Raw genomic sequence first — 6,592 nt, forward strand, 5'->3', positions numbered from 1 at the left:
GCCAGCCAGTTTTCAAGGGCCTCAGTATCTGAACAGCTGTCATCGGGTACTTGTTGGGACCAGAACTCCAAAAGGCCTTGCTTACCGGGTAGTCTTATTAACAGGGTGTTGTCATCACCTGCTTTGTTTGAATTGTCTTCGGGGGCTTTTAATGCGGCCAATTCAGGGTAGCGCTCACATATAACTGCTAATGATGGCGTGCTACAACCATAAGAGTGAAAGTTAGCTTCTTTGAGTTCGCACTTAAAGAAAACTGCGTATTTGCTTAAGGTCTTGAGGATATGTTCAAAGCAGCTTTCATCTACGGACAGCAATAAACCATTTGAAATCCGTACAACTTTAAACAAGCCATATATACGTCCCTTGGGTGTGTTCAGGGTGCCATAAGAGAAATGGTTCGAATCTAGGGAGTTGATATCAGTAGAGCATTGACCTTGAAGAAACTTTTCTGAGTCTTCACCAGTGATGCTGATAAAACGACTGGGTAGATTGATAAACATGTGAGTCATAATGTGGTAACTGTCAGTTGTAATTAGTTTTTTAGTATTTAGCGATTATACAGCATCGCGGTGCTTTATATTGATATTGCCGAATTTGCTAAAGACGCGAAAACGTCTAAATGAATCTGGACACTCAAGGTTTAGAGGTGTAACTAATATATGAGATTTACTTGTGTACGCACTAATAAAGGCTAGGCGACTATCAATAAGAGGAGCATGTTTTACCGTAAGTAAGCAAAGATATCTGGAGATAAAACTTTTTCCAAGTATTTGTCCGTTGATTGCATCTTCGTTCGAAAAGTAAATACTAAGGTTCTCGTTGGAAACAACTAAGGAAGTGATAGCAAAGCGAGAGCGAAGCAAAGCTCGACTTAGCAGATGGTAAAAACCAGCTAGTGTGCATATCAAGCAGATAGAAACTTTTAGCGGCAGATAAATTTCGTGAGTAAGGCTAAGAAAAATAGCCGCGGCATACGGGAGCAAAATTACTCCCGCAAGTAACTTGGACGGTATAAACTGAACTTTAGTCTGGCTGAACACGGTCAAGAATAATCTTAACTATGCGAGCGTGATCCGGGTCTTCTGGTGCTCCGTTACGCATAAACCAAGCAAAAAGATCGGGGTCTTCACAATCTAATAAGTTTCTAAAACGGGCTTGGTCATCTTCAGGAAGAGTAGAGTAGGCCTCTTTCAAGAATGGCACTAACAGCACATCAAGTTCGAGCATTCCTCGGCGGCTATGCCAAAACAATCGGTTGAATTCAGCCCTTTTCGTTTCATCGAGCTGGCTTGTTTCTTGGGTGTCATTTGCTGAGTTTTGCGAAGGCTGATCCGACATTGAGTTATCCAATTGTTTGCAGAGGCTGCATTATAGTGCTTGCTTTGGGTACACTCAAGAACAGAGCGTCGTTGTGGTGTAAGATATAAGCTGAATGACTCCGGCTACGCATCGCCGTGGTTAATTAGTGTATATTTAACTGAATAATGAATTTAGAGGCTTATTGATGTCTTGGCAGGTCTACATGATCCGAACATCCTGTGGAAAACTATATACCGGCATCAGCACGGATATTGATCGGCGATTTAAAGAACATTGCGAAATGTTTGAGAAAAAGGCGGGGAAGGGCGCCAAGTTTTTCCGTGGTCATGAACCTAGAGAGATCGTTTATTCTCAAGATTTTGAGAGTCGCTCAGAGGCTACTAAGAGAGAGGTAGAGATAAAAAGAATGAGCGTGCTTAAAAAACAAACGCTCATTTGTGAAGCATCAAACCGCTAACGAGTACCCGATAGACTAGAGTACCTTATTAACTATTTTGGTAAGCTGCTCCGGGTCGAATGGCTTAACTAGCCAGCCGGTTGCTCCCGCTTTTTTGCCTTCGGTTTTCTTATCAAGACCTGACTCGGTTGTGAGTAACAGAATGGGTGTAGACTTATGCGAGCCAAGCGCACGCACCTCAGCTGTCATCTCAATGCCACTCATATTGGGCATATTTACATCCGATATGATTAACTCGTAAGCATTATCTTTTGCTTGGTGCAAACCCTGTAAACCGTCAGTTGCTTCGGTCACTTTGTGTCAGGCGATCTCGAGGGTGAATTTGATCATTTGTCTCATTGATGCAGAGTCATCAACAACTAATATGTTTGCCATGTTTAACTTCTCTTCTCGCTACTTCTGCTGGTAAATAAGTGGTCTTCAATCTCTTTACAGGTTAAAAGTATAGATAACTTTAGAGAAAAGTTTATATTTCAATGTATTATTCCACACAGTTTCCGTTTCTTTAGTCCCAACCCATGGAAAACAAGTTCTTGTCAATAGATTCACCCATTGCTAGTGGTTCAAGTTCTCGGCCAAGAAAAGCCTTAGCCGGTGCGATTATACTGTCATTTTTGGCACATATTGCGCTGAGTCTTTGGGAAGGACAGAACGAAATCTTTGCGCCGATTGGAAAAACTTCGGTTAATGTTTCCTTAAGACCCTCGCAAGAGGAGGGGGACCCCGCTGATAAGGAGATTGTTGAAAACGTATCTGCTCAAATGCCTCGTGAAGTGGAACAAAAGAGGCCGGAACTCCCAGAAAAACCAAAAACACACAAGCAAAATAGTAAGGAAAGCATACTTGAGTCTGAACAAAAAAAGACTAAGAGAGAGAAAAGTGACAGGTCCGACGAAGTACCGAAATCAAAATCACAGGATATCGTTAAACCGAGTATACGTGATGTTGTACTGAGTTCCGTCGAGACTACTAGAGCCCTTTATAGCGAGCAAAAAATTGAGCAAAATAATTCTATTGAGCCCAATCAGCCACCAAGCGAAACGAAAGCCGATGAGCCACCTGATGAAAAGCCTGTAGAAGTACAGGAAACGGAACCTGAGGCGCTAGAGTTAATACCTAAACCTTCCTATGTTTTAGGAAGTGCTGATAACCCGGAACCCAAATATCCTCCCATTGCTGCAAAACGGGGCTGGCAGGGTACTGTTGTGATTGGAGTGAATGTCGACCCCAACGGTGGTGTCGAGAGCTTACTAATTATTCAAAGCAGCCACTATGGTGTGTTGGATTATACCGCTTGGGAAACTGTGCAAGATTCCTGGACGTTTAAGCCTGCACAAGTCAACGGTAAGAACGTCGCCAGCTATATCGAAATACCGATAAGCTTTCAGATTAAGTAACTGTTGAGCGTCATTTGGCCAGTGCTTATTGCATGGCATCCATAATGCTGGTTACTCTGATTTGACTGCTATACTTAAAAGAATAAGTAAGATAGCAGGCGATGAGGTTGTATGTTCCAAATACCTAATTATGCGATTAGTGAAACGCTTTTCTCAAGCGTTGGAACAAGGGTATTTCGCGCCCAAAATGCAGCCACAGGCGAGGGCGTCATTCTCCGTGCCTGCGGTGAGAATTGCGATATAGAAAGTCAGCGTGCCCGTATGGCTTTCAGCTACGAAGTTCTTCAGATGTTTGACCACCCGAACATCGTTAAAGCAATGGAATTGATCGATGATTCTTTATCGCCTTGTATGGTGATGGAAGATATTCGGGCATGGACTTAAAACGTTATGCTGAAAGTCAAGACTCCCATCAATTGCCTGTTCCTCTATTCCTTGATATTGCTATTCAACTCGCTGATGCCTTGGATGCGATTCACCATGCTCAAGTAATTCATAAAGACTTGCATCCCGGAAATATCGTTCTGAATCCGGATACCGGAAGAGTACAAATTATCGATTTCGGTCTGGCCTCATTATTAACGCGCGAACAGCCAGCCATTATCGAGCCTGATAAGCTTGAAGGTATTTTAAGTTATATTTCTCCCGAGCAAACAGGGCGAATGAACCGTGCTATAGACTACCGAAGTGATATTTACACTCTGGGCGTAACTTTCTATAAACTTCTGACGGGAGACTTACCATTCGAAGCTGATGATGCTCTGGGTATAGTGTATGCCCACATGGCGACTCAACAGCAGAGCGCTTCGACTAAAAGGCCAGCTTTACCAGCAGCTATTTCATCAATTATTGATAAAATGATGATGAAAAATGCTGAAGATAGATACCAGAGCGCATTCGGTCTAAAGCATGATTTGCTGCATTGTCAGCGTTCAATTGTTAAAGATGGCACGGTAAATGATTTTTTGCTGGCGACTAACGATGTATCTAGTCGCTTTTGCATACCTCAGACCTTATATGGCCGAAATGAAGAGCTTGGCCTTTTGCTTGAAAGCTTTGATAAAGCGAAACAAGGTCGGCCCCAATTACTGACAGTTTGCGGTTACTCAGGGATCGGCAAGTCAGCATTGATTCACGAAGTGTACAAACCCATCGCAGCGAGCAATGGCGTCTTTATAAGCGGTAAGTTCGATCAATTCCAACAAAATACACCATACTCTGCGATTAAGGCAGCTCTGACAAACTGGCTAAAACAAGAACTAAGGTTACCTGAAGATCAGCTGCTTTCACTGCGTAAACGCTTAGGTGAAGCTTTGGGTAATAACGTCAGAGTGTTAATTGAATTCCTTCCGGAATTGGAACTGCTTTTCGGCAAACACGAGGCACCTTTGCTTCTTGGTGCACAAGAGACGCTTGCTCGTTTCGTGCTAGTTTTTCAGGCTTTCATTAAAACCATTACAGAAGATAAGCCCTGGGTTATCTTTATTGATGACATTCAATGGGCAGACCGCGGAACTTTGCATCTGATACCGGAGTTGCTCAGTGAACCTGGTTGTCGCCTTCTTATATTACTTGCTTATCGAGATAATGAAGTTGATAGCCAGCACCCGGCTCAAAGCATGTTAAACAAAGTTGCCGCTCGAAAGTTTGAGGCGCAACATATAAAACTAAAACCGCTGAAAAAAGGCCAGTTACGTTTGCTAATTATGGATACTTTTCAGCGTACCCAAGCCGATGTTCAAGAGCTGGCAGATCTTGTTGTTTCAAAAACAGGAGGCAACCCTTTTTTCTCGATAGAGTTCCTTAAAGCGCTTGATAGGAAAGGTCTCGTAACGTTTGATATTTCAGAGCACTATTGGACTTGGGATTTGGAGACTATAAAATTAGAGTCGATAACTGATAATGTTGTCGAGCTCATGCTTGAACGCATGTCTGAGCTACCGATTAAAACCCAAAAGCTCCTCCAAAAAGCTGCATGTGTGGGTACCAGATTTGATTTGGAAACATTGGCTGTTGCCAGTGACTTACCCATGGAGGAAGTTGCTGAATCTTTGTGGCTGGCATTAAAAGAAGGCTTGCTTGTTCAGGAGGGGGGCGATTGGTTTTTAGCTGTAATCGGCGGCTTTCAGCAAACACTGCAAGGGGAGTACGGCGAAAGTGTATTGGTACCCCAAAAATTACTTAGCCAGTATTATTCATTGCGGAGCCATGAAACCGCAATTCATAGTTTTATCCCATCGTGTAAATTCCTTCATGATCGGATGTTGCAAGCAGCGTATGAGTCTTTGGGTGAGGAAGAGAGGGTCGATACTCACCTGAGTATAGGCTGGCGTCTATATAAGACTTATAGTGATGACGAAAAAGAAGAACGGGTGTTTGAGCTTGTGGAGCAGCTTAATCATGGCATCTCGCTTATTTCCGATCAGTTGGAAATTGAAAACCTGATCGAGCTTAATGTTTTGGCTGCTGAGAAAGCCAAGCTATCAAGTGTGTGGCTTGCTGCTGATCAATACTCAAGCTTGGCATTAATTTTATTGGGCGATAATGCATGGGCTGAGAGTTATGATAAGTGCTTCAAGCTCTATAAAATCAAAGCGGAAGCTGCATACTTAAACGGAGACCTTGAAGCATCTAAGCAACTTTACTCCCAGCTGGTCGATAATGCTATTGATCCTTTAGACAAGGTGGAGTTGCTTGCCTACCTGCTTGTGCAAGCCATAGGCCGCTCAGACTACGCACTTGGGCTAGAAATGGGGCGGCAGGCTTTGTCAATATTGGGTATTGATATTCCTGATGACCTAAGTTCTCTCAAAGCCATCATGTTAGAGCAAGCATCGCAACTAAGGGATGCGCTGGCTAAGCGTCCGATTAAGGATTTTGAAAACTGGCCAGAATGTAAAGATCGGTCGCATCACTTAACTAATTATGTTTTGGTTAATTTCGGTTTAGCTGGCTTTTTGATGCAACGCATAGAATTCGCTTCTGTTTGTATTCAGGCTAGTTTGATATCTGCAACACTGCATGGTCGAACTGATGCAACACCGGTGACCTTAACTACCTATGGCATGCTATTGGCGTTAAGAGATGAGTATGGGGCAGCCTATGAAGCTGGTGAAAAAGCTAAGCAGTGGCTGGAAAGTAATCCGAACTGTAGGGACTCCGCTTCTGCATGGAATGGAATTGGAGTGTCACTTGCACATCTAAAAGGACACGTCACAGAGTCATATTACGCTTACGAGAGAGGCTTCGAAGCCGGGATTGAGACAGGAGAGCTTGCTAGAGCAGGGGTGTGCTTATCTGCGAAGTCAACGATCAAAGCGGTTGCGGGCTTTCCCATTGAAGAGTTACTAACAGAGTATGAGGAGGCGAAGGCCTTTGTCGAGAAAAAGTCTTTGCGTGTTCCTTTTCTGCCGATACT

At 43.4% G+C, this 6,592-nt stretch carries 7 protein-coding genes; 4 read left to right on the forward strand and 3 right to left on the reverse strand.

Annotation, left to right across the window (positions count from 1 at the left end):
• Positions 1-509 (reverse strand): hypothetical protein (locus A3761_RS12385; protein ID WP_231881217.1); only part of this gene is annotated, 509 nt, incomplete at its 3' end.
• A gap of 514 nt (positions 510-1,023) precedes the next feature.
• Entirely contained in the window at positions 1,024-1,338 is a 315-nt protein-coding gene (locus A3761_RS25770) for a succinate dehydrogenase assembly factor 2 (RefSeq protein WP_082865225.1), read from the reverse strand.
• A 166-nt stretch (positions 1,339-1,504) separates the two neighbouring features.
• On the opposite strand from A3761_RS25770, the gene A3761_RS12395 reads away from it, so the two are divergent.
• Positions 1,505-1,777, forward strand: coding sequence for a GIY-YIG nuclease family protein (locus A3761_RS12395; protein ID WP_068515703.1), 273 nt, complete (start codon positions 1,505-1,507; stop codon positions 1,775-1,777).
• A 15-nt stretch (positions 1,778-1,792) separates the two neighbouring features.
• Here A3761_RS12395 and A3761_RS12400 read toward each other — a convergent pair whose 3' ends face one another.
• Positions 1,793-2,071: a response regulator gene (locus A3761_RS12400; protein ID WP_068760303.1), complete on the reverse strand. Its 279-nt coding sequence runs from the start codon at positions 2,069-2,071 to the stop codon at positions 1,793-1,795.
• 239 nt (positions 2,072-2,310) lie between these two features.
• Between A3761_RS12400 and A3761_RS12405 the strand changes: the two genes are divergently transcribed.
• The 3 genes from A3761_RS12405 to A3761_RS12415 all read left to right on the forward strand — a co-directional run.
• Positions 2,311-3,174 carry an energy transducer TonB gene (locus tag A3761_RS12405; protein ID WP_197470039.1) on the forward strand — a complete coding sequence of 288 codons (864 nt, stop codon included), beginning with the start codon at positions 2,311-2,313 and terminating at the stop codon, positions 3,172-3,174.
• Between the two features lie 111 nt (positions 3,175-3,285).
• On the forward strand, positions 3,286-3,558 hold the full coding sequence (locus A3761_RS12410; RefSeq protein ID WP_068515697.1) for a hypothetical protein: 273 nt from the start codon (positions 3,286-3,288) through the stop codon (positions 3,556-3,558).
• Positions 3,549-6,592, forward strand: a 3,044-nt coding sequence (locus A3761_RS12415; protein ID WP_156491821.1) for an AAA family ATPase, incomplete at its 3' end; no start/stop codon positions are given. The genes A3761_RS12410 and A3761_RS12415, both read left to right, overlap by 10 nt.

The sequence above is a fragment of the Oleiphilus sp. HI0123 genome (assembly GCF_001635315.1).

Excerpts from the sequence above, each read along its gene's own strand:
- A3761_RS25770 (WP_082865225.1), bottom strand. The coding sequence starts at position 1,338 with ATGTCGGATCAGCCTTCGCAAAACTCAGCAAATGACACCCAAGAAACA.
- A3761_RS12395 (WP_068515703.1), top strand. The coding sequence starts at position 1,505 with ATGTCTTGGCAGGTCTACATGATCCGAACATCCTGTGGAAAACTATAT.
- A3761_RS12410 (WP_068515697.1), top strand. The coding sequence starts at position 3,286 with ATGTTCCAAATACCTAATTATGCGATTAGTGAAACGCTTTTCTCAAGC.